General features: G+C 70.6%; 21 protein-coding genes. 16 read left to right on the top strand and 5 right to left on the bottom strand.

Annotation, left to right across the window (positions count from 1 at the left end):
• The first annotated feature begins 95 nt into the window (after positions 1-95).
• The 8 genes from OKJ99_RS34615 to OKJ99_RS34580 all read left to right on the top strand — a co-directional run bounded on the left by OKJ99_RS34615 (position 96) and on the right by OKJ99_RS34580 (position 7,139).
• A complete protein-coding gene (locus OKJ99_RS34615) occupies positions 96-740 on the top strand; it encodes an HAD family hydrolase (protein ID WP_326022198.1) in 645 nt (214 codons plus the stop codon).
• A gap of 91 nt (positions 741-831) precedes the next feature.
• Positions 832-2,088 carry an MFS transporter gene (locus OKJ99_RS34610; protein WP_326022197.1) on the top strand — a complete coding sequence of 419 codons (1,257 nt, stop codon included), beginning with the start codon at positions 832-834 and terminating at the stop codon, positions 2,086-2,088.
• Positions 2,039-3,214 (top strand): acetoin utilization protein AcuC, encoded by a 1,176-nt coding sequence (locus OKJ99_RS34605; RefSeq protein WP_326022195.1) that lies wholly within the window; start codon positions 2,039-2,041, stop codon positions 3,212-3,214. The genes OKJ99_RS34610 and OKJ99_RS34605 overlap by 50 nt, the downstream gene beginning before the upstream one ends.
• A 110-nt stretch (positions 3,215-3,324) precedes the next feature.
• Entirely contained in the window at positions 3,325-4,140 is an 816-nt protein-coding gene (locus tag OKJ99_RS34600) for a phosphatase (protein WP_326022193.1), read from the top strand.
• A 129-nt stretch (positions 4,141-4,269) separates the two neighbouring features.
• Positions 4,270-4,479: a helix-turn-helix domain-containing protein gene (locus OKJ99_RS34595; RefSeq protein ID WP_266711274.1), complete on the top strand. Its 210-nt coding sequence runs from the start codon at positions 4,270-4,272 to the stop codon at positions 4,477-4,479.
• 150 nt (positions 4,480-4,629) lie between these two features.
• Positions 4,630-4,728 (top strand): 30S ribosomal protein bS22, encoded by a 99-nt coding sequence (locus OKJ99_RS34590; RefSeq protein WP_003948845.1) that lies wholly within the window; start codon positions 4,630-4,632, stop codon positions 4,726-4,728.
• A gap of 270 nt (positions 4,729-4,998) precedes the next feature.
• Positions 4,999-6,075, top strand: coding sequence for an NAD-dependent epimerase/dehydratase family protein (locus OKJ99_RS34585; RefSeq protein ID WP_326022191.1), 1,077 nt, complete (start codon positions 4,999-5,001; stop codon positions 6,073-6,075).
• 14 nt (positions 6,076-6,089) lie between these two features.
• On the top strand, positions 6,090-7,139 hold the full coding sequence (locus OKJ99_RS34580; protein WP_326022190.1) for a lysophospholipid acyltransferase family protein: 1,050 nt from the start codon (positions 6,090-6,092) through the stop codon (positions 7,137-7,139).
• A 68-nt stretch (positions 7,140-7,207) separates the two neighbouring features.
• Here OKJ99_RS34580 and OKJ99_RS34575 read toward each other — a convergent pair whose 3' ends face one another.
• The 3 genes from OKJ99_RS34575 to OKJ99_RS34565 all read right to left on the bottom strand — a co-directional run bounded on the left by OKJ99_RS34575 (position 7,208) and on the right by OKJ99_RS34565 (position 10,804).
• The gene (locus tag OKJ99_RS34575) at positions 7,208-8,440 is read right to left on the bottom strand and encodes a DUF5667 domain-containing protein (protein ID WP_326022189.1); all 1,233 of its coding nucleotides are present in this window, start codon (positions 8,438-8,440) and stop codon (positions 7,208-7,210) included.
• Positions 8,441-8,702: 262 nt separating this feature from the next.
• Positions 8,703-9,527, bottom strand: coding sequence for an ECF subfamily RNA polymerase sigma factor, BldN family (locus tag OKJ99_RS34570; protein WP_326022187.1), 825 nt, complete (start codon positions 9,525-9,527; stop codon positions 8,703-8,705).
• A 338-nt stretch (positions 9,528-9,865) separates the two neighbouring features.
• Positions 9,866-10,804 (bottom strand): HAD family hydrolase, encoded by a 939-nt coding sequence (locus OKJ99_RS34565; protein WP_326022186.1) that lies wholly within the window; start codon positions 10,802-10,804, stop codon positions 9,866-9,868.
• A gap of 106 nt (positions 10,805-10,910) precedes the next feature.
• Here OKJ99_RS34565 and OKJ99_RS34560 point away from each other — a divergent pair, with 106 nt between their 5' ends.
• From OKJ99_RS34560 to OKJ99_RS34530, 7 genes are all read left to right on the top strand, one after another.
• Complete coding sequence (locus OKJ99_RS34560; RefSeq protein ID WP_403853926.1) at positions 10,911-11,198, top strand: glutaredoxin family protein; 288 nt, start codon at positions 10,911-10,913, stop codon at positions 11,196-11,198.
• A gap of 352 nt (positions 11,199-11,550) precedes the next feature.
• On the top strand, positions 11,551-12,348 hold the full coding sequence (locus OKJ99_RS34555) for a redox-sensing transcriptional repressor Rex (protein WP_326022184.1): 798 nt from the start codon (positions 11,551-11,553) through the stop codon (positions 12,346-12,348).
• Complete coding sequence (locus tag OKJ99_RS34550) at positions 12,345-13,982, top strand: glutamyl-tRNA reductase (protein WP_326022183.1); 1,638 nt, start codon at positions 12,345-12,347, stop codon at positions 13,980-13,982. Before OKJ99_RS34555 ends, OKJ99_RS34550 begins: the two co-directional genes overlap by 4 nt.
• On the top strand, positions 13,979-14,941 hold the full coding sequence (gene hemC / locus OKJ99_RS34545; protein WP_326022182.1) for a hydroxymethylbilane synthase: 963 nt from the start codon (positions 13,979-13,981) through the stop codon (positions 14,939-14,941). The genes OKJ99_RS34550 and hemC overlap by 4 nt, the downstream gene beginning before the upstream one ends.
• Positions 14,938-16,617 (top strand): bifunctional uroporphyrinogen-III C-methyltransferase/uroporphyrinogen-III synthase, encoded by a 1,680-nt coding sequence (locus OKJ99_RS34540; RefSeq protein ID WP_326022181.1) that lies wholly within the window; start codon positions 14,938-14,940, stop codon positions 16,615-16,617. Before hemC ends, OKJ99_RS34540 begins: the two co-directional genes overlap by 4 nt.
• A gap of 99 nt (positions 16,618-16,716) precedes the next feature.
• Positions 16,717-17,709, top strand: coding sequence for a porphobilinogen synthase (gene hemB, locus OKJ99_RS34535; RefSeq protein WP_326022180.1), 993 nt, complete (start codon positions 16,717-16,719; stop codon positions 17,707-17,709).
• A gap of 55 nt (positions 17,710-17,764) precedes the next feature.
• On the top strand, positions 17,765-18,937 hold the full coding sequence (locus OKJ99_RS34530) for a winged helix DNA-binding domain-containing protein (protein ID WP_326022179.1): 1,173 nt from the start codon (positions 17,765-17,767) through the stop codon (positions 18,935-18,937).
• Between the two features lie 87 nt (positions 18,938-19,024).
• Here OKJ99_RS34530 and OKJ99_RS34525 read toward each other — a convergent pair whose 3' ends face one another.
• On the bottom strand, positions 19,025-19,201 hold the full coding sequence (locus tag OKJ99_RS34525) for a hypothetical protein (protein ID WP_326022178.1): 177 nt from the start codon (positions 19,199-19,201) through the stop codon (positions 19,025-19,027).
• A gap of 271 nt (positions 19,202-19,472) precedes the next feature.
• Complete coding sequence (locus OKJ99_RS34520) at positions 19,473-22,460, bottom strand: AfsR/SARP family transcriptional regulator (protein WP_326022177.1); 2,988 nt, start codon at positions 22,458-22,460, stop codon at positions 19,473-19,475.
• A 227-nt stretch (positions 22,461-22,687) separates the two neighbouring features.
• Here OKJ99_RS34520 and OKJ99_RS34515 point away from each other — a divergent pair, with 227 nt between their 5' ends.
• Complete coding sequence (locus OKJ99_RS34515) at positions 22,688-23,956, top strand: amidohydrolase family protein (RefSeq protein ID WP_326022175.1); 1,269 nt, start codon at positions 22,688-22,690, stop codon at positions 23,954-23,956.
• Positions 23,957-24,102: the final 146 nt, after the last annotated feature.

Raw genomic sequence — 24,102 nt, 5'->3', positions numbered from 1 at the left:
GTGGGAGAGTAGGACGCCGCCGAACTAATTTTATGGAAAAGCCCGGGCCGGGATACGGTCCGGGCTTTTCTGCGTTTAGGGTCGAAGATATGGGCATGCGCTATGACCTCGTCATCTTCGACAACGACGGAGTACTCGTCGACAGTGAGCCGATCTCCAATACGCTCCTGGCCGGCTATCTCACCGAGCTCGGGCACCCCACCTCGTACGAGGAATCCCTGCGGGACTACATGGGCGCCGCAATGCACCGCGTGCACGATGTGGTCCTGGAGCGGACCGGGCAGCGGCTTCCCGAGGACTTCGACGAGGTCTTTCACGCGCGGGTGTTCGCGGCGTTCGAGCGGGAACTGGAACCGGTCGACGGGATCGTCGAGGTACTGGAGCGGCTGACCGCCGACGGGGTGCCGTACTGCGTCGCGTCCTCCGGGAGCCATGAGCGGATCCGAGTCGGGCACCGGAAGACGGGGCTCGACAAGTGGTTCGCGGACGAGCGGATCTTCAGCTCGCAGGATGTGGGGCGGGGGAAGCCGGCGCCCGACCTGTTTCTGTACGCCGCCGAGCGGATGGGGGTGCCGCCCGAGAAGTGCCTGGTCGTCGAGGACAGTCCGCTCGGTGTGCAGGCCGCCGTCGCCGCCGGGATGGATGTCTACGGATACACCGCGATGACGCCGGCCGGGCGGCTCGCCCAGGCCGGGGAACTCTTCGACGACATGCGGGAGTTGCCGCGCCTCCTGGGCTGACTCGGCTGACTCGGCCGGCCAGGTCACGGTCGGCCCATGGTTTCGTGATCCATCTACCCACGGGTAAGGCGTGCGCCTACGCTGTGCCGCCATGACCGATGGCACAGCCGGGACGGCCGGCACGACGGGTGGCGGGCGGCTGCGGTGGGGTCGCGGGACGCTGGGGTTCAGCTTCTTCGCGCAAGGAGCCGCCTTTGCGCTGCTCGTGACCCGGATCCCCGCCATTCAGGATCAGTACGGGATATCCGACGCACTGCTGCCCGTCTTCCTGGCCGCGGTGCCGGTCCTCGCCGGGGCCGGGAGCGTAGGCACCGAGCAGTTGGTGAAGAGGGTGCGGCCCAGTCGGGTGCTGAGGTGGTCGCAGCCCGTCGTGCTGCTGGCGCTGCTCGGGGTCGGGGCCGGGGACTCGCTGGTCGAAGTGGCCGTCGCGCTCGCCGCGTTCGGGCTGGCCGTGGGAGCGCTGGACGCCTCGATGAACATGCTCGGGGTCAGCCTGCAGCGGGCGTACGGGCGCAGCATCATGCTCGGCTTCCACGCCGCGTACAGCCTCGGTGGGATCGTGGGGGCGTCGCTCGCGTGGGGCGGGGCGCACTGGGATCTGACGCTGTTCGTGTCGTATCTGCCGGTGGTGTGTGTGCTGTTGCCGCTGTGTCTCGTGGCGAGCCGGTGGTACGTGGACGGGCGGGCGGCCGGCGGGGAGGAGGCCGCGCGGGAGCAGGAGCAGGGCGGCGGGGTCGTCTTCAAGATGCTGCTGCCGCTCTGCCTGGTGATGTCCTTCGCGTACATCGGGGACTCGACCGTCTCGAACTGGAGCGCGAAGTACCTCCAGGACGTGCTGGGGAGTTCGGAGCAGCTGTCCACGGTTCCGTACAACGTCTACATGGTGATGACGCTGGTGGGGCGGGCCGTCGGGGACGTGGGGGTGCGGCGGTTCGGGGCGGTGGCCGTGGTGCGATTCGGGTCCGTGGTGGCTGCTGGTGGGTTCGGTGTGGTGGCTGTGGCGCCGGGGGCCTGGGTGGGGATGCTCGGGTTCACGCTGCTCGGTCTTGGGTTGTGCGTGATCGTGCCGCAGACCTTCGCCGCGGCGGGGCGGTTGTTCCCGAAGGCGTCGGATGCGGCGGTGGCGCGGCTCAATATCTTCAACTACGTGGGTTTTCTGGTCGGTTCGCCGCTTGTGGGGGCCTTGGGGGACGCGTGGAGTTACCGCGGGGCGATGCTCGTGCCGATGGTGTTGGTGCTGATGACGCTGGTGTACGCCCCGTCGTTCCGGGAGCGGGGGGACCGATACGGTGGCGGGCATGAGCGGCCGCGCGCAATTGATGTGGGACCCGGCGGTAGCGGGGTATGACTTCGGGCCCGGACACCCGATGGATCCGGTCAGGCTTGATCTGACCCGGAGACTGGTGGACGCGTTCGGGCTCGACCGGGACTTGGATGTCGTCGCGGCCAAGGCGGCCGGGGAGTCGACGCTGCGGCTCGTGCACCGCGAGGACTACGTGGAGGCGGTCAAGGCCGCGTCCCTCGATCCGGACGCCGCCGACCCGGCGTACGGGCTCGGGACCATGGACGATCCGGCGTTCGCCGGGATGCACGAGGTGTCCGCGCTGATCGCCGGGCAGTCGGTGGGGGCCGCGGAGAGCGTGTGGCGGGGCGACGCGCTGCACGCCGTGAACTTCGCGGGTGGCCTGCACCACGCGATGCCGGGGGCGGCGTCCGGGTTCTGTGTGTACAACGACGCGGCGCTTGCGATCGCGCGGTTGCTGGAGCTGGGCGCCGAGCGGGTCGTGTACGTGGATGTGGACGTGCATCACGGGGACGGGGTGCAGGCCGCGTTCTGGGAGGACCCGCGGGTCCTGACGATCTCGCTGCACGAGCATCCCCGTACGTTGTTCCCGCAGACCGGGTGGCCCGAGGAGACCGGGGCGGACGGGGCGGGCGAGGGGACGGCCGTGAACGTGGCGTTGCCGGCGGGGACCGGGGATGCCGGGTGGCTGCGGGCGCTGCACGCCGTGGTGCCGGAGTTGTTGGCGGAGTTCCGGCCGCAGGTGCTTGTGACCCAGCACGGGGCCGATACGCACTTCGAGGATCCGCTGGCACATTTGGCCGTTTCCCTGGATGCGCAGCGGGCTGTGCAGGTCGCGTGTCATGAGTGGGCGCACGAGTACGCCGACGGGCGGTGGGTCGCGCTCGGTGGGGGCGGGTACGCCGTGGTGGATGTCGTGCCGCGGTCGTGGACGCACTTGGTGGGGATCGCGGCCGGGCGGGAGATCGCGCCCGAGTCGGTGATTCCTGATGGGTGGCGGCAGGAAGTGTTCGCTCTTACACGGCAGTTGGCCCCGCAGCGGATGACGGACGGCCGGTGGCCCGTGTCGTATCAGGGCTGGGAGGCGGGGTACGACCCCGCGGACCGGCTCGACCAGGCGGTCCTGGCTACGCGAAAGGCGGCGTATCCCCTCCGGGGGCTGTTGCCGTGATGTGCGCGGGCACCTCGTGAGGGGGGACCGTACTGCCGGGGTTACTCCGACTGTGGGGTGTTTCGGGGATTTCGGGGCGGTGGCGGGGGCAATGCAGCAACATCACAAGGGTGTTGAGCGTCGGCGCCCTGCGTGCGCACCTGTTGGCGGCTCGGCTTGCCGGGCCCGTGGCGACCTCCCGTGAGGAGAGTCTGCGGAGCTACCGCCTGTTCGAGGCGCGGGATCCGCGGGTGACGCTCGGGCTCGATCCCGAGTGGGCGTGGGGGCACCGGGATCTGCTCGCGCTGATGGCGGACAAGTGCGGGGTCTCCGGGGACCCCGGGCACCGCACGGGGCACGATGTCATTGATCCGGAACGGACCTTGGCCGCGCTCGACGCGTTTGCGGAGCGCCTCGGCCGGGCCGCCGACAGCCGTTCCCCCGTGCTGTTCGGGACGGGGCATCCGCATCGGCTGCTCGGTTTCTACGCCGCGTTGGCGGACGCACTGTCGGCGGTGGGCTGCCCCGTCCTCACCCCCGCGCAGGGTCGGAGTATCGACATAACGACCCGGTTCGGCCTACGCACGTACAACCTCGACTACGACCAGGGAGTCGCGCTGATGCGCGAACCGGGCGCGTACCCGGCGCGAAGTGAGACCGGCGCACACACCCATTCACCGCTCCCGGTTCGACTGGTGCTGGGTGCGCTCTCAGAGGCCGGCGAACCGCTGCCCGAGTTGGTCATCGGGGACCACGGATGGGTCTGCGGTGCAGGTCAGTTGGGGTTCGACGCCATCGGTCTGGCCGATACGAACGATCCCGCCCTGTTCGTCGGTGAGGCCGAGGGGCAGGTGTCCGTCGTCGTTCCACTTGATGACGCTGTGCGGTCTGATTACTACCGACCGCTTACTCGCTATGTACTCAATCGAGCGTGTCTGTCACAGTAGGCGGCCGATCGCTGCTCCTCTTCCCCACTCGCATCACCCGCCTCTACATTGGGGAGTGAGCACGCAACGACGTTGAGTCACCGGAAGGGGAAGCCGGTGGCCGTCGAGTGCGGAAGGTTCAGGTGTGTCATGGCTGCTGACCAGAGGCCTCTATCCGAGGTGGCGTTCCTGACCGTGGCGGAGGTCGCCGCGGTGATGCGTGTGTCGAAGATGACCGTGTACCGCTTGGTGCACAGCGGTCATCTGCCCGCGATCCGGGTGGGGAGGTCCTTCCGAGTCCCGGAGAACGCGGTTCATGAGTACCTCCGTGACTCTTACGTGGGGGTGGACGCCGGCTGATCCACAGGGTCCTGCGGACCTCGATTTCTGCTCGGCGCTCGGAGCGGGGTAGGCTAGCCCCTCGTAGGTCGTGTGGGCCCCAATTCAGCCCCGCACCGAGTGATTGTCCCCGTTCCGCGGGGGTTGTCCGAGAAGTGAGCGAGGGTAGTCGTGGGCTCTGTTATTAAGAAGCGGCGTAAGCGGATGGCTAAGAAGAAGCACCGCAAGCTGCTGAAGCGCACCCGCGTGCAGCGTCGCAACAAGAAGTAAGCGGCAGCTGCTGTAAAGCGCGCCTTGTGGCCCTTCCACCATCCGGTGGGAGGGCCACATTGCGTTGTGCGGGCCGAGTGGGGTGACGCGGGGTGACAGCTCCCTTGAACAGGCAAATGTTCACTCCGGAACCTCCCGTTACCCGCGAGTGTGGCCGTCGTCACTTCCTGCATCGAGCAGACATCACAGCGCAACATCGAACCGCTAACGTGGCCCGCAAGCAGTGATTGCGGAGCGCGGCGGGGCTGGGACGGAAGGTAGGCGCTGATCTTGGGCAAGGTCGTGCTCGTGACAGGGGTGGCCCGACAGCTGGGCGGCCGGTTCGTACGCAGGATCCAGCGGGACCCCGAGGTGGACCGGGTCATCGGCGTGGACGCGGTGCCGCCGGCGCACCATCTGGGCGGCGCGGACTTCCTGCAGGCCGACATCCGGCAGCCGACGATCGCGCGGGTGCTCGCCGAGTACGCCGTGGACACGGTCGTGCACATGGACGTGACGGGGACCCCGCTGGCCAGCGGCGGCCGCGGCACGGTCAAGGAGACCAACGTCATCGGCACGATGCAGCTGCTCGGCGCGTGCCAGAAGGCGCCGAACGTGAAGCGCCTCGTCGTGAAGTCCAGTACGAACGTCTATGGCTCCGCGCCGCGCGACCCGGCCGTCTTCACCGAGACGACGCCGCCCAAGTCGCTGCCGAGCGGCGGCTTCGCCAAGGACACCGTCGAGGTCGAGGGCTATGTGCGCGGGTTCGCCCGGCGCCGCCCCGATGTCGCGGTGTGCGTGCTGCGCTTCGCCAACATCCTGGGTCCGACGGCGGATTCGCCGCTTGCCGAGTACTTCTCGCTGCCGGTCCTGCCGACCGTGTTCGGCTACGACCCGCGGCTGCAGTTCGTGCACGAGGACGACGTGATCGAGGTGCTGCGGATCGCCTCGCACGAGCCGGCCCGATCCACGTTGAACAGCGGCACGTTCAATGTCGCGGGTGACGGCGTGCTGCTGCTGTCGCAGTGCTCGCGGCGGCTCGGCCGGCCGACCGTCCCGGTCCTCCTCCCCGCCGTGACCTGGGTGGGCGGCGCGCTGCGTACGCTGGGGGCGACGGACTTCTCGCCGGAACAGATCCGGCTGCTCACGCACGGCAGGGTGGTGTCGACGGTCCAGATGCGCGACACACTGGGCTTCGAGCCCAAGTACACGACCGCGGAGGCCTTCGCGGAGTTCGTACGCGGCCGGGGTCCGGGACTGCTGCCGCCGCACGCCCTCGCGGGGGCCGTCGACCGGATCGCCGCGCTGCCCTTCCTGGGCGATGCCCGCACAGGTCCCAGCCACCCCCCGACGCAGAGCGCCAACTGAGGAGCGCATCAACGATGGCGGACGCCAAGGTCATTCCGTTCGACGACGACAGGTCGCGAGGGGCGGCGGCGAAGGGTGCCGCGCGCCGCGGCCGGGGCCCGGGGGGTGGCGCGCGGCGCAAGGGCGAACCCGTGGCCGTGCGAGAGGTGCGGCCGTTGCAGCAGCCGCAGCCCGAATCCACGCCCGAAGCGGGGCCGAAGGAGCCGGCCGAGCCGTCGCAGGGCGGCGGCTGGGAGCGGAAGATCGCGGGTGGGCTCGCGTTCCTGCGGCGGCGGATCACCGGGGACTACGACGTCGACGAGTTCGGTTACGACGAGGAACTCACCGACCAGGTCCTGATGTCGCTGCTCCGGCCGATCGCGGAGAAGTACTTCCGGGTCGAGGTGAAGGGCATCGAGAACATCCCGTCCGACGGCGGGGCCCTGATCGTCTCCAACCACTCCGGGACGCTGCCGCTGGACGGCCTGATGCTGCAGGTCGCCGTGCACGACAACCATCCGGCCGACCGGCATCTGCGGCTGCTCGCGGCCGACTTGGTGTTCATGCTGCCGGTGGTCAACGAGCTGGCGCGCAAGGCCGGGCACACGCTGGCCTGCGCCGAGGACGCGCAGCGGCTGCTCGAGAACGGTGAGCTGGTCGGCGTCATGCCGGAGGGCTTCAAGGGCATCGGCAAGCCGTTCAGCGAGCGGTACAAGCTGCAGCGCTTCGGGCGGGGCGGCTTCGTGTCGACGGCGCTGCGCGCCGGCACGCCGATCGTGCCGTGCTCGATCGTCGGGGCGGAGGAGATCTACCCGATGGTCGGCAACGCCAAGACCTTGGCGCGGCTCCTCGGCTTCCCGTACTTCCCGATCACGCCCACGTTCCCGTGGCTGGGGCCGCTGGGTGCGGTGCCGTTGCCGACGAAGTGGACCATCCAGTTCGGTGAGCCGATCCCGACGGACGGCTACCCGCCGGAGGCGGCGGAGGACCCGATGCTGATGTTCAACCTGACGGACCAGGTCCGCGAACAGATCCAGCACACGCTCTACAAGTTGCTGGTGCAGCGGCGGTCGGTGTTCTTCTGAGCGGAACCAGAGCGGAACCACGAGGAGGGGGTGCGGGGAAAGATCCCCGCACCCCCTCCTCGTAGGAACTACTTCGCGTCCTCGCCGTCGACGCCCAGGCCGGGCAGGAGGCCCGGGAGCAGCGGGGGCACCGTCACGTCCGGCTTCGGGGAACCCGTGCCCGTGTTGGAGCCCGGGCTGCCGTCCGAAGGAGTCGGGGTCGTCTTGTCCTTCGGTGGGTCGAGGAGGCCGCCCGTGTTCTCGCCGAGCAGGCCCTCCTCGTCCTTGCCGGTGTCGGACGTGGACGGCTTCGGCTTCGTCGACGTCTTGCCGTCCTCGGAGGCGGAGCCGGAGCCGGACGGCGTGGAGCTGCCGGTGTCCGGCGTCCCCGGCGACGTACCGCCCTGGCCGGCGCCCGGGCTCGTCGAGCCGCCCTTCTTGTCCGGCGTCCGCGGCAGCAGGGAGCGCAGCGGGCCGACTTCTTCGTCTATGGCGTCGAAGACCGAACTCACCTGGTCCCGCACGTCCCCGAGCTGGACCGGCAGGCGGTCGCTCAGGGCCGTCCAGCTCTGCCTGTGCGCGTCGGAGAAGGTGGAGAGGGCCTGGATCGGGCCCAGGGCGCCGTCACGCTTGTACGCGTCGCTGAGCAGCCTGTGGCCCTCGGAGGCGTCGTACTGCACCCCGGAGAGCGCCCGCCTGACCTCGCCCACGGACTCGTGGTCGAGCTGGCCGCTGCGGCCGCGCTCCATGAGCCGCCGCGCCTCGCTCAGCCGCGTCGACGCCTGGTCGAGGTAGGCCTGCCCCTTGTCGGAGTCGCTGTGCGCCATGCCCAGCTTGAGGTCCTCCATCCCGCGCTTCAGGCCGTAGAGGTGGTCACCCGGCAGTGCGCCGGACGACGCCGCGGCCACACCGCTGAAGGCGCCCGCGGCCACACCGACCGTGAGCCCGCCCGCCGCGATGCCCTTGGTCAGGCGGGAGCGGGGCCGCAGCTTCCGCAGCGGACTCGCCCGGTGGGCGCCCTTGCCCTGGCGCTGCTTCGGTACGGAGGCGGCCGCGCCGCCCTCTTGGACCATGGCCTCCATGGCGGCGACGAGCTGAGCCCGCTGCACCACCTTGACCTCGGGGTCGAACTCCGGCTTCGGCAGCTCGCCGAGAGCCGAGCTCAGGGACAGCAGCCCGCCCTCCTCGGCCGCCGCCGCATCGCTGCGCCGGGCGGCCGGTTCTTCTTCCGGTTGCTGCGCCGCCGGGTCCTGGTCGGACTGGTCCTCCAGGGCCTGGGCGAAGGCGTTCGCCCGCCGGTGTGCCGATACGTTCGCGATCACTGGCGGCACCTCCTCTCAATCATGACGGTCGACTCCCCAGGGGGTCCTGGGGTTGCACCCCCGGTCCCGGATACACACCAACGAGTGAGTGCATCCCGGTCGGGAGTGACCGCAGGGAGCCTGCATCCCGCACAACGAGCGGCTCGGTACTTGGGTTACGCGCGAAAGGCGATCCGAGCGCGATCCCATCTCTCTTTCACCGTAGGTGAGTTGGGGACTGCGGGCAGTAACGGCCCCAGGGCTGAAGAAGAGGCGGCCGGGCTCAGCGGGCGTCGTCCGGAAGAAGTCGTGCCAGGGTGCGCACCGCCCGGTACTGGAGGGTCTTGATCGCGCCCTCGTTCTTGCCCATCGCGCGAGCGGTCTCGGCGACGGACAGGCCTTGCAGGAAGCGCAGCGTGACGCACTCCTGCTGCTGTGGGTTGAGTCGGCGCACCGCGTCGAGCAGGGCCGCGTTGGAGAGGGACTCCAGGACAGAGTCCTCGGGGGAACGCTCCACCTCGTTCGCATCGAGCATTTCGCCCGTGGTCACTTCGAGGCGGAAGCGGCTCGACTTGAAGTGGTCCGCGACCAGGTTGCGCGCGATCGTGACCAGCCAGGCGCCGAAGTCGCGGCCCTGCCAGGTGAACGTGCCGATGCGGCGCAGTGCGCGCAGGAAGGTCTCGCTGGTGAGGTCCTCCGCGGTCGCCTTTCCGCCGACGCGGTAATAGATGTAGCGGTAGACAGTGTCGCTGTACTGGTCGTAGAGCCGGCCGAACGCGTCGGCCTCGCCCCCCTGGGCGCGCTCGACCAGGTCCATCATGCGGGCACTGTCGCTGTCGGCCGCGGGACGGCGGGCCGTAGGTGTGGCCGATCGGGCCGCGGTGCCCGAGGCACCGGCGGACCCGGAGCGGGCCCGTCTGCCGACGGTGGCCGCGGTCGAATCGGCCATGGCGAAACATGGCGAGGCAGGGGCGGGCATGGCCGACGCTGCCGCAGCGGCGAGGGCGGGGACGGCGTACGCGGTGGGGACGAAACCGCGCAAGCGGTCCACGACCGTCGCGTGCAGCGTTGCCAGGCCCGAGGCGTCAACCCCGACGTGTGGGTACACGGGACTCCCAGAGGCAGAGCTTCCATCACGTGCAGTGCGGGACCGTTCACCCGTCGTGCTGACGTGTGGGTACCGGTTTGCGTCTGAGGAGAATAACGCTTCGTGCAGGGAGCACTACACCCAGTTGCTCAAATCACCGGTTACGTCACTTCTGTAGTCGCTCGACGACGTTTCAAGTACCAGAGAGTGACCACTTGTTGATCGATTACGTTCAAGTTCCGGCTCTGGTGGTGACGTGTTGTGGCCGAGTGGTAGCTACGGGACTGGCGGGAGCGGGACACGGGTAAGACGTTCGGAATGTCGTCCCCGGCCGCCCGGTGACCGTCGGCGACCGACCGTCAGCGACGGCGCCGGTGCAGCGCGATCGCCGCCGCCGTACCGCCCGCGACCGCGCCGACGCCCGCCGCGGCGGGGAGGCCGACCTTCGCGGCCTTGCGGCCCGTGCGGTAGTCCCGCAGCCGCCAGTCACGCTCGCGCGCGTACTTGCGCAGCTTCGCGTCCGGGTTGATCGCGTACGGGTGCCCGACGAGCGAGAGCATCGGGATGTCGTTGTGCGAGTCGCTGTACGCGGCGCAGCGGCCGAGCTCCAGGCCCTCGGCGGAGGCGAGCGCGCGGACCGCCTCGGCCTTCGCGGGGCCGTGCAGGGGTTCACCGACGAGCCGGCCGGTGTAGACGCCGCCGATGGACTCGGCGACCGTGCCGAGCGCGCCGGTCAGGCCGAGGCGGCGGGCGATGACCGTGGCGATCTCCACGGGCGCCGCGGTGACCAGCCAGACCTTCTGGCCCGCGTCCAGGTGGGCCTGGGCGAGGGCGCGGGTGCCGGGCCAGATCCGCTCCGCCAGGTACTCGTCGTAGATCTCCTCGCCGATGGACATCAGCTCGGCGACGCGGTGGCCCTTCACGATGGACAGGGCGCTGTTCTGCGCGTCCTGCATGTGCTCGGGGTCCTCGACGCCGGCGATCCGGAACCAGGCCTGCTGCCAGGCGAATCGGGTCAGCTCGCGGCGCTCGAAGAACTTCCGCTTGTAGAGGCCGCGGCCGAAGTGGAAGATCGCCGCGCCCTGCATCACGGTGTTGTCCAGGTCGAAGAAGGCGGCGGCCTTGTCGTCGCCCGCGACCGGGAACTCCGGTTCCCGGGCATCCTCGTCGACCGGCGGCGCCTGGTCCTCCAGCTCCTGGGAGGACTTGCGGGCGGCCTCGGCCGAAGCCTCGCCTGCCAGCACGCTCCGCGCGGTGGCGGAGCGCCTACGGGGTGTGAGCCATCCGAGAGCGGCCATGTCGTGAGCATAGCCAGTCTGTTCGGGGGTTCCGGAGTCGCGCGGGTTTCGGGAGGCTGTCCGCACGTGAATTCTCGGCGACAGGAGGGCCCTGGGTGGGGCGAGAATGGCCGGTATGAGTCCCATTTTTCGTACGCGCGAGAAGAAGGATCCGAGTGAGCGGATCGTCACGCTGATCGGGAAGCCCGGCTGTCATCTGTGCGACGACGCACAGTCGGTGATCGAGAAGGTGTGCGCCGAGGTCGGAGCGGCCTGGGAGAAGAAGGACATCACCGAGGACGAGGAGCTGTACCGCAAGTACTGGGAACAGATCCCGGTCGTTCTCGTCGACGGAGCGCAGCACGACTTCTGGCGTGTTCAGGAGGAGCGGCTGCGGCGCGCGCTCACTCGGTGACGGACCGCGCACAACGCCCCAGGTCGGTGGCGGACCGGTCGCACAGGTCACTGACCGACGAGTCCAACTGGTCCTAAAAGTCGCTTAGGATCGGGGGCGGTTTTGGTCTCGGGGGCGTGGATCTTGGCAACGTTGAGGAGAGTGTGCCGTTTTGGCCCCCACAGGTGAGCAACGAAGCTACCTGCGCGCCGGTTCCAGGGATGCGCGCGGGGCGCGCGTGAGCCCGGTCACGTTGGCCGGGCAAATCGGACACCATCTTTGTGCACGCGTTCACAAAGACATAGCCTGCATTCGACGGGGCGGTCGAGTAGCAGGGTGCCGCCCACAGCCCCGCTCTACCCGCAGGAGCACCGTGGCAACTGGCCGAACTCACCGACCGGCGACCCGCAGCCGAGGAATTCCCGAGGCCACCGTCGCCAGGCTTCCGCTGTACCTCCGAGCCCTCACCGCTCTGTCGGAGCGTTCGGTACCCACGGTCTCCTCCGAGGAGCTCGCGGCCGCCGCGGGGGTCAACTCCGCGAAGCTGCGCAAGGACTTCTCGTACCTCGGTTCGTACGGGACCCGTGGCGTGGGCTACGACGTCGAGTACCTCGTCTACCAGATCTCACGCGAGCTGGGCCTCACGCAGGACTGGCCGATCGTGATGGTCGGTATCGGTAACCTCGGTGCGGCGCTTGCCAATTACGGTGGTTTCGCCTCGCGCGGCTTCCGCGTCGCGGCACTGATCGACGCCGATCCGGCGATGACCGGCAAGTCCGTCGCGGGCATGGCCGTGCAGCACGCCGACGACCTCGAGAAGATCATCGACGAGAACGGCGTCTCCATCGGCGTCATCGCGACCCCGGCCGGCGCCGCGCAGCAGGTCTGCGACCGGCTCGTCGCCGCAGGTGTCACCTCCATCCTGAACTTCGCGCCGACGGTGCTCTCCGTTCCCGACGGCGTCGACGTGCGCAAGGTCGATCTCTCCATCGAGCTGCAGATCCTCGCCTTCCACGAGCAGCGCAAGGCCGGCGAGAGCCCGGTGGACGAGGCCGAGGGCGCGGTGGGCGTCGAGGGCCCGGCCGCCAAGGTCACCAAGCCCGCCGCCGCCAAGAACAACGCCGACCGCAAGGGACCCGACGGGGACGTGCCCGCCGTGATGCCGGCATGAGCCTCCTCGTCGTCGGTCTGAGCCACCGCAGCGCCCCCGTCAGTGTCCTGGAGCGCGCCGCGCTGAACACGGACACCCAGGCCAAGCTGCTGCAGGACACGCTCGCCGCCGAACCGGCCGCCGAGGCCGCCGTGCTCGCCACCTGCAACCGCATCGAGCTGTACGCGGACGTGGACAAGTTCCACGCCGGTGTCGCCGAGCTGTCGACGCTGCTCGCCCAGCACAGCGGTGTGGGCCTCGAAGAGCTCACCCCTTATCTCTATGTGCACTACGAGGACCGGGCGGTGCACCACCTGTTCTCGGTGGCGTGCGGGCTCGACTCGATGGTGGTCGGCGAGGGCCAGATCCTCGGCCAGATCAAGGACACGCTCGCGCGGGCCCAGGAGCTGCACTCCGCGGGCAAGCTCCTCAACGACCTTTTCCAGCAGGCGCTTCGCGTGGGCAAGCGCGCCCACTCGGAGACCGGGATCGACGGTGCCGGGCAGTCGCTCGTCACCTTCGGCCTCGAGCAGCTCGCCGCCGGGCAGCCGGTGGACGCGTGGGCGCAGGGCAAGCGAGCCCTCGTGATCGGCGCCGGTTCGATGTCCTCGCTGGCCGCGGCCACGCTCGCGCGGGCCGGAGTGGCCGAGGTCGTCGTCGCCAACCGGACGATGGAGCGCGCCGACCGGCTCGTTGAGATCTTGGGCGAAGCGGGTACCGCCGCCCGTGCCGTCGCGATGGACGCCGTCGCGGACGAACTGACACGTGCCGACGTCGCCATCTCCTGCACCGGCGCGACCGGTCTCGTGCTGACCGCCGACGCGGTGCGTTCCGCCGTCGCGGGCCGCACGCCGACCGCGGGCAGCGAGGTGCCGAGCGCACCGGCCGCGGCCCCGGGCCGGTCCGCGGCGGACGGCGGCTCCGTCGAGACGGTGCGCGGTGGCTTCTCCGTGGAGGGCGAGGCCGCGGTCGCGGGATTCGACGCCGCCGCCCTGGAGCAGCACGGCGCCTGGGTCGACAACGCCCCTGGCGAGCAGGTCCGGCCGGTCGAGGCCTCGGAGGCTTCGACCATCGCCGCCCTCGCCGTCGCCGGACGGGTGCCGGAGATGCGCCGCGAGCGCGCCCCCGAGCCCGTACGGCAGGTGGCGCTCGCCCTCCTCGACCTGGCGATGCCGCGCGATGTCGACGCGGCCGCGCACCGGATCGGCGGGGTCCGCCTCGTCGACATCGAGTCGCTCGCCGATGCCTCCGCCGACGCTCCCATGGCCGCCGACGTCGACCTGGTGCGGTCCATCGTGGCCGACGAGGTCGCCGCGTTCGGTGCCGCGCAGCGGGCCGCGCACATCACGCCGACCGTCGTCGCGCTGCGCACGATGGCCGCGGACGTGGTGGCGAGCGAGATCGCGCGGCTCGACGGCAGGCTCCCGGGCCTCGACGAGAAGCAGCGCGCGGAGATCACCCAGACCGTGCGGCGCGTGGTGGACAAGCTGCTGCACGCGCCGACCGTACGGGTCAAGCAGTTGGCCGCCGAGCCCGGCGGTGCCGGGTACGCGGACGCCCTGCGGACCCTGTTCGACCTGGACCAGGAGACGGTCGCGGCCGTCTCCCGGGCCACCCCCCACGAAGCAGAAGGCAAGAATCGAGGCCCGGCATGACCGCCGAGAAAGCCCTGAGGCTGGGCACCAGGCGCAGCAAGCTGGCCATGGCCCAGTCCGGGCATGTGGCCGAAGCCGTACGTCAGTTGACCGGCCGCGAGGTCGAGCTTGTGGAGATCACCACGTACGGTGACACCTCCCGCGAGCACCTCGCGCAGATCGGCGGTACCGGAGTCTTCGTCACCGCGCTGCGCGACGCGCTCGCCAGGGGCGAGGTGGACTTCGCGGTGCACTCCCTCAAGGACCTGCCGACCGCGCAGCCCGAGGAGCTGGCCCTCGCCGCCGTACCGGTGCGCGAGGACCCGCGGGACGTGCTGATCGCGCGCGACGGACTGAAGTTCACGGATCTGCCCGCAGGCGCCCGTATCGGTACCGGTTCGCCGCGTCGCATGGCGCAGCTGAACGCGTACGCGCGCTCCCACGGCATGCGGATCGAGACGGTGCCGATCCGTGGGAACATCGACACCCGGATCGGTTTCGTCGAGAAGGGCGAGCTGGACGCGGTGGTCCTCGCGGCCGCGGGGCTCAGCCGTACAGGTCGCAGTGAGGAAGTCACCGAGTTCCTCCCGACCGACATGATTCTGCCCGCCCCCGGCCAGGGGGCACTGGCTGTCGAGTGCGCCGCCGAACAGCGCGAACTCGTGGCCATGCTCGCCGAGTTGGACGACCCGTTCACGCGGGTCGCCGTGACCGCCGAGCGATCCCTGCTCGCCGCCCTGGAGGCCGGCTGCAGCGCACCTGTGGGTGCACTGGCCGACCTGCTGGTCGACGGGCAGATTGTCAAGGAAATGCGCCTTCGCGGCGCCGTCGGCTCGACCGACGGCTCCGAGCTGGTGCAGCTGTCCACCACCGGTCCCGTGCCCTCGTCGGACGACGAGGCGCTGGCACTCGGGCGGGAACTCGCCGCCGAGATGCTGGCCAAGGGTGCGGCCGGTCTGATGGGGGAGCGAGCACGATGAGCCCCACCACCGCTGTATCGACCGCCTGTACACCTGGGCACGTCACCTTCCTGGGTGCGGGTCCCGGAGATCCGGGACTGCTGACCCTCAGGGCCGTGGAGGCCCTGTCCCGAGCGGATGTGCTGATCGCCGAGCCTGAAGTGCTCGACGTCGTGCGGACGCATGCCAAGGCCGGCGTGACCGTCCTCGACGCCACGGGCGCCCCGGAGCGTGCGGTGACCCCTGACGGCCCGTCAACTGCCGTTGTGGTCCCGGCTCTGAGGGACTGGGCCAATCTTGTCATGCAGGCCGCACGGGGCGGCAAGCGGGTCGTGCGTGCGGTCACCGGTGACCCCGGCCTCGACACGTACGCGGCCGAGGAGATGCTCGCCTGCGCGAGCGCCGGCATCACCTTCGAGGTGGTGCCCGGCATCGCGGCGGCCGTGGGCGTGCCCGCGTACGCCGGTGTGCCGCTCCGTGACCAGCAGGGCGCCGATGTCCGCTTCGTGGACGCGGTCACCGCCTCCGAGCGCTGCTGGACCGAGGTCGGCGCGTCCGACGGCACGGTCGTCGTGTCGACGACGCTCGACTCGGTGGGCTCCGCGGCCGGTGAACTGGTGGCGGCGGGCCGCAAGCCGGACACCCCGCTGTCCGTCACGGTCGCCGGTACGACGACGCGGCAGAAGACCTGGACGGCGACGCTCGGCACGATCGCGCAGACCCTGAAGCAGGCCAAGGTGCTGCCGTCGCCCGAGGGCAACCGACCGGTGATAGCCGTGGTCGGCGAGCGTTCCGCAGCCGCCCAGCGCGACCAGCTGTCGTGGTTCGAGTCGAAGCCGCTGTTCGGCTGGCGCGTGCTCGTCCCGCGTACGAAGGAGCAGGCGGCCTCGCTCTCCGACCAGCTTCGTTCCTACGGTGCGGTGCCGCACGAGGTGCCGACCATCGCGGTCGAGCCGCCGCGCACGCCGCAGCAGATGGAGCGCGCGGTCAAGGGCCTGGTGACGGGCCGCTACGAGTGGATCGCCTTCACCTCGGTGAACGCGGTCAAGGCCGTCCGCGAGAAGTTCGAGGAGTACGGGCTCGACGCCCGCGCCTTCGCCGGGATCAAGGTCGCGGCGGTCGGTGACCAGACGGCGCAGGCCCTCATCGCCTTCGGCGTGAAGCCCGACCTGGTGCCGAGCGGCGAGCAGTCGGCCGCCGGTCTGCTGGAGGACTGGCCGCCCTACGACCCGGTCTTCGACCCGATCGACCGCGTCTTCCTGCCGCGTGCCGACATCGCGACCGAGACCCTCGTCGCCGGGCTCATCGAGCTGGGCTGGGAGGTCGACGACGTCACGGCGTACCGGACCGTGCGCGCGTCGCCGCCGCCGGCGGAGACGCGTGAGGCGATCAAGGGCGGCGGCTTCGACGCGGTGCTCTTCACCTCGTCGTCGACGGTGCGGAACCTGGTCGGCATCGCGGGCAAGCCGCACAACGTGACGGTGATCGCCTGCATCGGCCCGGCGACCGCCAAGACGGCCGAGGAGCACGGCCTGCGGGTCGACGTGATGGCTCCCGAGCCGTCGGTGCTGAAGTTGGCGGCCGCGCTGGCGGACTTCGGGGCGAAGCGGAGGGTCGCCGCCATCGAGGCCGGTGACCCGGTGACGCGGCCGAGCGAGCGGCGGCCGGGGTCGCGGCGCAGGCGCGCGGCGCCGTAAGGAAGAGTGTGGGGCGGGCATTTTCCGGACTTACGGGTCCGGGTGCCCGCCCTTCTGTTTTCACGGGTTTCCCGTAGGTAGGTAGAGGTGACAGGTTCAGTGACTCGGTACGGTTCTTTCCCCGGTTCGCGGCCGCGGCGGCTGCGGACGACTCCCACCATGCGGCGCATGGTCGCCGAGACGCGGCTGCATCCGTCCGACCTGATCCTCCCGGCGTTCGTGCGCGAGGGGATCGACGCTCCGGTGGAGATCGGCTCCATGCCGGGCGTGTATCAGCACACCCGTGACTCGCTGAAGAAGGCGGCGGCCGAGGCCGCCGAGGCGGGCGTCTCCGGGATCATGCTGTTCGGTGTGCCGCTGGACGAGAAGAAGGACGGCCGGGGCACGGTCGGCACGGACTCCGACGGCATCCTCCAGCTCGCGCTGCGGGACGTGCGTTCCGAGGTCGGCGACGACCTGCTCGTCATGTCCGACCTGTGCCTGGACGAGTTCACGGACCACGGCCACTGCGGCGTCCTCGACGAGCAGGGCCGGATCGACAACGACGCGACGCTGGAGCGGTACGCGGAGATGGCGCAGGTCCAGGCGGACGCGGGCGCCCACATCGTCGGCCCGAGCGGCATGATGGACGGTCAGATCGGGGTCGTCCGCGACGCGTTGGACCAGATCGGCCGCGAGGACGTCGCCGTGCTCGCCTACACGGTGAAGTACTCCTCCGCCTTCTACGGCCCGTTCCGCGAGGCCGTCGGCTCCTCGCTCCAGGGTGACCGCAAGACGTACCAGCAGGACCCGGCCAACGTCCGGGAGTCCCTGCGGGAGTTGGCGCTCGACCTCGAAGAGGGCGCCGACATGGTGATGGTGAAGCCGGCGGGCCCCTACCTCGACATCCTGGCCCGGGTGGCCGACGCGTCCGATGTGCCGGTGGCGGCGTACCAGATCAGCGGCGAGTACGCGATGATCGAGGCGGCGGCACAGCGCGGCTGGATCGAGCGCGACAAGTCGATCATGGAGTCGCTGCTCGGCATCAAGCGGGCCGGCGCGAACATGATCCTCACGTACTGGGCCACGGAAGTGGCACGCAAGCTGGACTGAACGTTTTCGGCGCGCGCGGGGTGCGCGGGGCGGGCCGTGCCGGAAGAATTCCGGCATGACCACGAACTCGATCTCCGCGCGGGGCCTCAACAGGTCGACTCTGGCCAGGCAGTTGCTGCTCGACCGGGCGGCCGTCGGGGCCGATGAGGCACTACGGCGGGTTGTCGCGCTTCAGGCGCAGCAGCCCGCTTCGCCGTATGTGGCGCTGTGGAACCGGGTGGCGGGGTTCGAACCGGGGGACCTGGACGCGGTGTTCGGCGGCTTCCGGGCGGTGAAGTCGACGCTGATGCGGATCACGCTGCACGCGGTGCATGTCGACGACTACCGGGATTTCCGGGCGGCCGTGGAGCCGACGGTGCGGGGCGCGCGCCTTGGTGATCCGCGGTTCCGGGCATCGGGGTTGGTGGCGCAGGACGCGGACGCGTTGCTGCCGGAGCTGCTGCGGGTCGCCGAACAGCCTTGTACGGCGGCTAAGTTGACGGAGTGGTTCACGCGTCGGGCCGGTCCGGACGGCGAGAAGCTGGTGACGGCCTCCCGCATGCTGCGCCAGTACGCGCCGCTGTGGCACGCGCCGGTGGCCGGCTCGCCGTGGTCGTACGCATCCGACAAGCGGCAGCTGTTCGTGGCGGCGGAGGCGGGGAGGCGCCCGCGTTTGCGGGACCCGGAGTCGATGGCCGCGGGTCTGCGGTCCCTGATCCGCCGCTACTTGTCGGGCTTCGGCCCGGCGTCCGTGGCGGACATGGCCCAGTTCGCCCTCGTGCAGAAGGGCCGGGTGCGGGCGGCGCTCGACGAGGACCTGGAGCGGCTGACCGGGCCGGGCGGCGAGGTGCTGTACGACGTGCCGGGCGGGGCACTGCCCGGGCCCGATGTGCCCGCGCCCCCGCGCCTCATGGCGATGTGGGACAGCATCCTGCTCGCGTACGCGGACCGGGGCCGGGTGCTCCCGCCGGAGTATCGCAAGCACGTGACCCGGGTGAACGGGGACGTGCTGCCGACGGTCCTCGTGGACGGATACGTGGCCGGCGTCTGGCGTCTCGCCGCGGACGGCGGCGGTGTGGAGGTGGGCGCGTTCCGGCCGCTGCCGAGGGCCACGTGGTCCGGCCTCGACACGGAGGCGCGGGGTGTGGCCCGCCTGCTGGCGGAGCGGGATCCGGGGGCGTACCGGCGCTATGACCACTGGTGGGACAAGGGGCTGCCGGTGGTGGAGAGCAGGGTGCTGGGCGCTTGAGGCCTGTTGGCACCGGCTCCGGACACACCTCGGCCGCGGCGGTTCCCCCTCCGGTCCGCCGCGGCCGATCCCCGTCGGGAATGTGGTCTAGCTGGGCTCGGACGTCACGTGCGTGTTGTCCGGCTTCACCTCGGCGTCGTCCGCGTCGACAACGGCCGGCTTGCTGGTCACGTGGGTGTTGAGCGGCTGGATCTCCTCGCCGTCCTCGCCACCCGTGACGTGGGTGTTGTTCGGCTCGACGATCGGGTCTGGTTCTGTGCTCATGGTGATGCCTCCCCTGTGGGCGTGCTGGGCGTGACTGGGACGAGCCCAACCGGCCGCTCCCCCGAGGGCGGCCGGTTGGACCACGGCCACCCACCCGGACTTCAGGTGAAGCGGCCCATCCGGCGGTCCGTCTGCCCCCCGACGCGACGGCCCGGCAACATTGAGACTGCACCCTCGCGATAAACGAACGATGAACGTCCCGAGGGATCGCTCCGAGGGACCGCTTCGAGGGACCGCTTCGAGGAAGCGTCGCGGCTGAGGCCGCCACTCGTTACGACGCCGTGGCCGGCGCCAGGAGTGACCGTACGTCAGCGGCCTCCGGCGAGCCCAGTTCCTCGTAGATGTCGAGGGCCTCGCGCCAGCAGACCTCGGCGCGGCCCGATTGGCCCAGGCCCCTGAGTGCCTTGCCCAGAACGGTGAGCACGTTGCCCCGGCGCCACGCCCCGCCGATGCCGCGCAGCATCGTCAGCGCCGATTCGGCGTTGCTCGCGGCGCGCGTCGGCCGGTTGGCGTTCAGGTCCACCTCGGCCAGCCGGCACAGGGCCATGCCCTCCCAGAGCCGCTGGCGGCTGTTTCGGAAGATGGCGAGCGCCTGCTCCAACTGTTCTGTGGCGTCCGCGTGTTGGCCCGTGCTGCCCAGCGCGAGCCCCAGCGCGTAGCGGCCGTTCGCGACCCGCAGGGAGTGGCCGAGCCGCTCGTAGATCTCGGTGCCCTGCCGGGCGAGGGTGACCGCGGAGTCCGCTCGGCCGGTGGCCAGGTGGATCCGGGACAGATTGCAGAGGGGGCTGGCCGAGCCGGCCAGGTCCTCGCACGTCCTGAACTCCTCTATGGCCCGGTTGAAGTAGACCTCGGCCTCCTGATGGCGGCTTTGGTAGAAGGCGATGTTCCCCAGGATGTTGGCCGCCCAGCAGCGCGCCAGCGGGTCGTCGTGGGACTCGGCGAGGGCAAGCGCCTGGTGCGCCTCCTGCTCGGAACGGCCGAAGGAGCCCGAGAAGAGCCGTGCGTTGCTCAGCACCACGCAGGCCCTGCCCTCGCCGCGGACGTCGGACATCGTCTGCGAGGCCTCGTGCAGCAGGGCGGCGGTCGCCTCGTACTCCTTCGCGTTCGCACCCGACTCGGCCAGATCGACGGCCGCCCACAAGAGGTCGATGCCTCGGCGCAGGGTCCCCTTCCCGGTCGCCTGCCTGGCGCAGGCGAGGAGGGGAACCGCCTCGCTGTACAGCCAGTCACGGCCCGTCTGCCGGTCGTCGAAGGAGAGCCCCGCATGGATGGTCGGCGCCAGGTGGTCCACCAGCCGGTCCCCGGGACGCTCGATCGAGTACACCCCCGCCGCCGTCGCCAGATAGAAGTCGAGGAGACGGGACAGCGCGGCCTCCCGCTCCGTTCCCGTCTCGTCCCGTTCCGCGCACGCACGCGCGTAGAGCCGTACGAGGTCGTGGTAGCGGTAGCGGCCCGGGGCCGCGGATTCCAGGAGGGAGGTGTCGACCAGGGACTCCAGGACGTCCTCCGTCGACTCGATGTCGAGGTCGAGGACCGCCGCGGCCGCCGCCAGGGAGATGTCGGGGCCGTCCGCGAGGCCGAGGAGGCGGAAGGCGCGGGACTGGGGGTGTTCCAGTTGTCCGTAGCCGAGTTCGAAGGTGGCCTTGACCGCCAGGTCGCCGGCCTGGAGCTCGTCCAGGCGGCGGCGCTCGTCCGCGAGCTTCGCGGCGAGGACCGACACCGTCCAGGTGCGGCGGGCCGCGAGGCGGGAGGCCGCGATGCGGATCGCCAGGGGGAGGAAGCCACAGGCCGCGACCACGTCGAGCGCCGCCTTGCGCTCGGATGTCATGCGCTCCTCGCCGACGATGCGGGTGAAGAGGAGCAGCGCCTCGTCGGGGGACATGACGTCCAGGTCGACCAGGTGCGCGCCGACCAGGTCGACCATCCGCACCCGGCCCGTGATCAGCGCCGCGCACCCCGCCGTCCCCGGCAGCAGCGGTCTGACCTGCGCGGCGTCCCGCGCGTTGTCGAGGAGGACCAGGGTCCGGCGGCCGTCGAGAGCCGAGCGGAACAGGGCCGAGCGTTCCTCCAGGGAGTCCGGGATCGCGGAATCCGCGGTGCCGAGGGCGCGGAGGAAGGAGCCCAGGACCGTCTCGGGCTCGGCGGGGCGCGGGCTCGTGCCCTGGAGGTCCACGTAGAGCTGGCCGTCGGGGAAGGCGGCGCGTGCCGCGTGCGCCACGTGCACGGCGAGGGTGGTCTTGCCGACCCCGCCGATGCCCGCCACCGCCGAGACCGCCATCACGGATCCTGTGCCCGACTCGGAGGACGCGGAGGCGAGGGTCTCGCCGAGCTCCGTCACGAAGGACGCGCGGCCCGTGAAGTCCGGGACGGTGGCCGGGAGTTGGGCCGGGCGCTGCGGCGTCTGCGCGGGCTCCGGCGGTTGTGCCGAGGGCTCCGACAGGGACGGGTCCGCCTGGAGGATGCGCTGCTGGAGCTCCGAGAGGCCGGGGCGCGGGTCCACGCCCAGTTCGTCGGCGAGGAGGCGGCGGGTGTCCGCGTAGACGGCGAGGGCCTCCGCCTGGCGGCCCGAGCGGTAGAGCGCGAGCATCAGCAGTTCGCGCAGCCGCTCGCGGAGCGGGTGGTCGGCGGTCAGGGCGGTGAGCGCCGAGACGGCCTCGGCGTGGCAGCCCTGCTCCAGGTCCATGTCGAGGCGCGCTTCGAGGAGTTGGAGGCGCCACTCCTCCAGGCGGGCGCGCTCCGTCTCGGCGTGCGGTCCCGGTACGTGCGCCAGCGGCTCGCCGTCCCAGAGGTCGAGCGCCTCGTTCGCCAGCGTCCGCGCCCGGCACAGGTCGGCGGACTGCCGCGCCCGCTCGGCCCGCGCCGCGAGATCCTCGGCGGCCGCCAGGTCGAGGGCGTCGGACCGCGCCATCCGCAGGGCGTAGCCGCCCGCCTCGGTCTCCAGGACGCCGGGGCCGAGGATCTTGCGCAGCCGCGAGGCGTACGTGCGGATCGCGGCCAGCGCCTGCGACGGGGGGTCCTCGCCCCATACGGAGTCGATGAGTTCGGCCGCCGTCGCCGTGCGGCCCTGGCGCAGCAGGAGGGCGGCGAGGAGGGCGCGCTGCTGCGGGGAGCCGGTGGGCAGGGGCTCTTCGCCGCGCCAGGCCCGGACCGGTCCGAGCACACTGAAGCGCAGGTCGGCGCCGACGGCCGGGGCCGCGTCCGAGGGTTCCTCGGGCAGGGCAACGCGCCGCTGCTCCGGCACCCGCGGTCCACCGACCATCTTCCCTGCTCCCTGCTGCCACGTCCGCACACGTCATTCTGTCGCGCCGTCCAACCGGCGCGCCGTGTTGCGCACACATCAAAGACAACTCCCGCCAGTTTGCCTTGTTCCTGGCGGATACGTCAGCCGTGGAGGGCACCCATCACAGAGACCTCACGCGTGAGCCATCGGGAACCACTGGGCCCCCACTAGCTGACGGGTCGTCAGATCGGCGCTACCGTGAGCCCATGGAGACCACGGAGACAGAAAGCACTCGAAACGCTCAAACGCCTCTGAACCCGGCCGACTTCCCGCAGATCATCTCCGTCGACGACCACACGGTGGAGCCGCCGAACGTCTGGTCCGACCGGCTGCCGAAGAAGTTCCGCGACACCGGGCCCCGCGTCGTCCGCGCCCCCCTGAAGGAAATGACCTTCCTGGGCGGGAAGTTCGCGCCTGTCATGGGCAACCCCGGTGACGACGGGCCGATCGGCGACTGGTGGGTGTACGAGGACCTGCACCGGCCGCTGACCAGGCTCGACACCGCGGTGGGCTACGACAGGGACGAGATCAAGCTGGAAGTCATCACGTACGAGCAGATGCGGCCCGGGTCGTTCAGCGTGCCGGAGCGGCTCGCCGACATGGACGTCAACCACGTCCAGTCCGCCCTCTGCTTCCCCACGTTCCCGCGCTTCTGCGGGCAGACCTTCACCGAGGCCAAGGACCGGGAGCTCGGGCTGCTCGGCGTCCGGGCGTACAACGACTGGATGGTGGAGGAGTGGTGCGGGCCCGAGGCGCGGGGGCGGCTCATACCGCTGACGCTCGTGCCGCTGTGGGACCCGGAGCTGGCGGCGGCCGAGGTGCGGCGCAATGCCGCGCGCGGGGTGCGGGCGGTCGCGTTCTCCGAGATCCCGCCGCATCTCGGTCTGCCGTCCATCCACGGCGACGAATGGGATCCGTTCCTGGCCGCGTGTGCTGAGACCGGGACCGTCATCGCGATGCACATCGGGTCCAGCAGCAAGATGCCCTCCACGTCGCCGGACGCGCCGCCGGCCGTCGGGTCGACCATCACCTTCGCGAACTGCTGTTTCTCGATGGTGGACTGGCTGATGAGCGGCAAGTTCGAGCGGTTCCCGGAGCTGAAGATCATGTACGCGGAGGGGCAGATCGGGTGGATCCCGTACATCCTTGAGCGCGCCGACGTGGTGTGGGAGGAGAACCGGGGCTGGGGCGGCGTCGCCGACAAGGTCCGCAAGCCGCCGTCCGAGTACTTCGCCGACCACGTCTTCGGCTGCTTCTTCGACGACGCGTTCGGGCTGAAGAACCTCGACTCGATCGGGGTGGCCAATGTCCTGTACGAGACCGACTATCCGCACTCCGACTCGACGTGGCCGAAGTCGAAGGAGGTCGGGGAGGCGCAGATGGGGCATCTGGCGCCGGATGTGGTGGAGCGGATCGTCCGTGGCAATGCGATTGACCTGCTCGGTCTGGACCGGGATGGGTGCTGGAGGCCCTGATCGGGTGCCCGGCGACGGGGTTGCGGCCTCGGGGCGCTGCCCCGGCCCTCGCGGGCTCTCGTCCGAGGGTGGGGCTTGATCCGTCCTCAATCGCCGCAGCGGCTTGAAAGATCGGGGCTCTGCCCCGGACCCCGCTGCTCAATCGC

It is taken from the genome of Streptomyces endophyticus (assembly GCF_035798155.1).
GTDB classification, from domain to species: Bacteria; Actinomycetota; Actinomycetes; order Streptomycetales; family Streptomycetaceae; genus Streptomyces; species Streptomyces endophyticus.
This window is presented reverse-complemented; position numbering and strand designations above follow the sequence as displayed.